Raw genomic sequence first — 2,577 nt, 5'->3', positions numbered from 1 at the left:
TACATGAAACAGTAACTCGGAATCATCAATGCAAAGCAATGTGGCAACTATTAAAACGGGTTCGAAACTTTATGGATAACATTTCATCGTTTCCCAGCGGTGGTCATGGAGTACAAAAAGTGAAGCATAATTAGGATCAGCTATTTAGTATTACAAAAAGTAAGTCAAATAGCGCTTTCGTGAATTTAGTGTTCAATCATCCGAAACTCACGTTGGGGCAAAGGTGTGTTTGCCGTGATCGGCGCTGGCACACCTCTGGACATTTCTGAGTTACATCATTCCTAATTTAGCAAAAGATAAATTATCTAGGGTACTGCAAAAACGTTAATCTGATTACAAATTATGTAATCTATTACAACATGCTCAGTTTTTGGAATAGAAAAGAAACGTTCCTCGACTAGCGATTATTAAACTAAATCACCATTTAGGTCCAAGCCTAGTTGCTCTCCAACAACGCTGACTAACCAATTTAAAGCCTCATGAACTTCGTGTTGAGGGCTTGAAACTATCGCAGTATTTGTTTTGGCATATCTAGCAAGGTAAGGTCGGTCGTAGGCTGTGTTTAATAGAGCACACCATTGAGGCGCGTCTTGGTTGACTTGAAGCCCAAGCTTAGCCGAGTCTGACCAGGCTTTTGTTAAACTATGACCAATTTTCCTTAAGGAATCTTCTGATACACCTTGGTTAGTTAAGAAAGCTTTTAATGTTAACTCAGTTGTAAGAGAAGCAATATAGCCGAATGCGGTCTGCGGAAAGTGCTCTCCGCTCTTATAGGTGATATTGATGACTCTCAGATACTCTAAAGCGCTTCTGTACAAGGTTACGTCGGTTACTCTCTGTTCCATGATTAATTCCATTTCGTGTCCTTACGGTGAGTTTTATATCAGAGTGAGATCCCAATCCCCTTGAATCTATACTCTATTTTTCGGCAATTTTTGTCGAGTTGTTACAAAAGAGAGGCGGCACGTCAGCCGAACTGTTACGTGCCTAAGCAATTACACTTTTGACAAGAAGATAGTAGTAAGCACTGTAAGACAGAACGCTACAGGCGGCGTAAAAAACACCACTAAGGTTCCAAACAGCACACCAAAAGCTCCGAGCCTCAGGTGTAAGCTTGCTGAACTCGCCAACGACTGATTTACCATAGGCAAACCCTCCATCAACTGTCCCCAGTCTTTCAAAATACTAGGCATAGGGACGTCCAGACTTTTGCTACTTTTTTTAAACCCGCTTATTTAAGGAGTAGCAAACCTAGCGGGACGGTTGACAGCACAGAGATCAGCTCAATGCCGTACGTTTGCAAACTGCTGCATATACTACCTGTATAACTCTGAATTACAACAGAAATTGATGAAAACATGAAAGTATCTTTTAACTGGACAACTTCCATATAGATGTAGAGAAAACCATCGAACACAATCACTAATCTCATTGTTTTATTTGATTAAGAATAAACACAAAATTCGAAATGAAGGCAGTGTCGGTATAACATCCCATGCAGAACTGACTATATATTCAGTTATTAGAAAAAATAGGTCAAATGATGACAAAAGAAGTGTATCCCAAATCTGAGGCTGACTCGCTTTGGGGCACTTCCAAGTTACCAGATCAGAGGACTTGCCGCTGAGTACGGAGTGGTTTTCCCTTTGTCTATTAAATCACTGCGGAGTCATTTGCCGTTAGCGATTGAAGATGCTGAGAATCAATTGTCTAATGTTATGAGAAGCTTACTGCAAACACCGCACTGTAACTTTATCAATATCAGCGACGAAATTGATGAAGTTACTCAAAGCATAACCAGATTGAGCCAACAACATCCAAGGTATGAGGCAGTTAAGAATATCCCTGATTTTGGTCAGGCTTTGACTGCTGAAACTATTAGTGAAGTAGGCTCTGGCAAACAGTTTCAAAATGGTCGGCAATTCTCAGCTTGGTGTGGATTAGTTCCCAAACACAATAGCTCGGTTGCGTGGTAATGTATTGAGTGATTTATGAAAGAACAATGCGATTAGTTGGAAAAAGCTCACAGAATTAGACTTATTTGAGTCATAATGATCGAGATTTAATGTCCAATAACATTTTATTAATCATAGCGTTACTTCAATGACTATTGGTTATGTGCAACAAAAGTTCACTTTGACTCTGGCAAGGGTTTTTCTACGCTTAATAGTGATTTAAACGTCAGATGAAAGGAGAACACAATGGCGAGATTCCAACAAGACATCCCTAATCGAGTTACGGTTTATCATGATGATCTTGACCAAGAAAAAGCGCTAAAAAATGCAATGCTGCCAGAAAAACCAAGGTACTTTAACGGCTCACCAACCTATGAAGCCTCTAGCGTTGATGAGTTCCGAAGCAAATTGAGCCAAATAGGCATGTCTCTTGATATGTAAGCTCAGCGAGTTACGCAGAAAGCAGCTCTAGGGGCTAACTCCGATCAGTTAAGTAAATGATCAGTTGAACGATCCTGTGGTTGGTTGAAAATACCCTCAAACATTTCATATTTGAGGGTATTTTTTATGTTGGCTCACTGGCTTATTGATGTTGATGACTTCGCTTCTCCTGATTCACTTA

The 2,577-nt window shown here is 40.0% G+C and carries 3 protein-coding genes and 2 pseudogenes; 3 read left to right on the top strand and 2 right to left on the bottom strand.

Annotation, left to right across the window (positions count from 1 at the left end; translation table 11 throughout):
* Positions 1–134 (top strand): annotated as a pseudogene (locus tag QTN95_RS20195) (IS630 family transposase); the annotation flags it as partial.
* A 273-nt stretch (positions 135–407) separates the two neighbouring features.
* On the opposite strand, the gene QTN95_RS20190 reads toward QTN95_RS20195, so the two are convergent.
* Both QTN95_RS20190 and QTN95_RS20185 read right to left on the bottom strand, forming a co-directional pair.
* Positions 408–845, bottom strand: a complete 438-nt coding sequence (locus tag QTN95_RS20190) for a hypothetical protein (protein ID WP_331418773.1) — start codon at positions 843–845, stop codon at positions 408–410.
* Positions 846–995: 150 nt separating this feature from the next.
* Positions 996–1,193: a hypothetical protein gene (locus QTN95_RS20185; protein WP_274014763.1), complete on the bottom strand. Its 198-nt coding sequence runs from the start codon at positions 1,191–1,193 to the stop codon at positions 996–998.
* Positions 1,194–1,604: 411 nt separating this feature from the next.
* Between QTN95_RS20185 and QTN95_RS20180 the strand changes: the two are divergent.
* A pseudogene (locus QTN95_RS20180) lies at positions 1,605–1,964 on the top strand (transposase); the annotation flags it as partial.
* Between the two features lie 237 nt (positions 1,965–2,201).
* Positions 2,202–2,396 carry a hypothetical protein gene (locus tag QTN95_RS20175; RefSeq protein ID WP_138972222.1) on the top strand — a complete coding sequence of 65 codons (195 nt, stop codon included), beginning with the start codon at positions 2,202–2,204 and terminating at the stop codon, positions 2,394–2,396.
* The last annotated feature ends 181 nt before the right edge of the window (positions 2,397–2,577 follow it).

Source organism: Vibrio sp. M260112, from assembly GCF_036533775.1.
Lineage (GTDB): Bacteria > Pseudomonadota > Gammaproteobacteria > Enterobacterales > Vibrionaceae > Vibrio.
Note: the sequence above shows the minus strand (reverse complement) of the source record. Positions and strands in the feature narration are given on the sequence as shown.

Coding starts and splice junctions, on each gene's coding strand:
- QTN95_RS20190 (WP_331418773.1), bottom strand. CDS start 845: ATGGAACAGAGAGTAACCGACGTAACCTTGTACAGAAGCGCTTTAGAG.
- QTN95_RS20185 (WP_274014763.1), bottom strand. CDS start 1,193: ATGCCTAGTATTTTGAAAGACTGGGGACAGTTGATGGAGGGTTTGCCT.
- QTN95_RS20175 (WP_138972222.1), top strand. CDS start 2,202: ATGGCGAGATTCCAACAAGACATCCCTAATCGAGTTACGGTTTATCAT.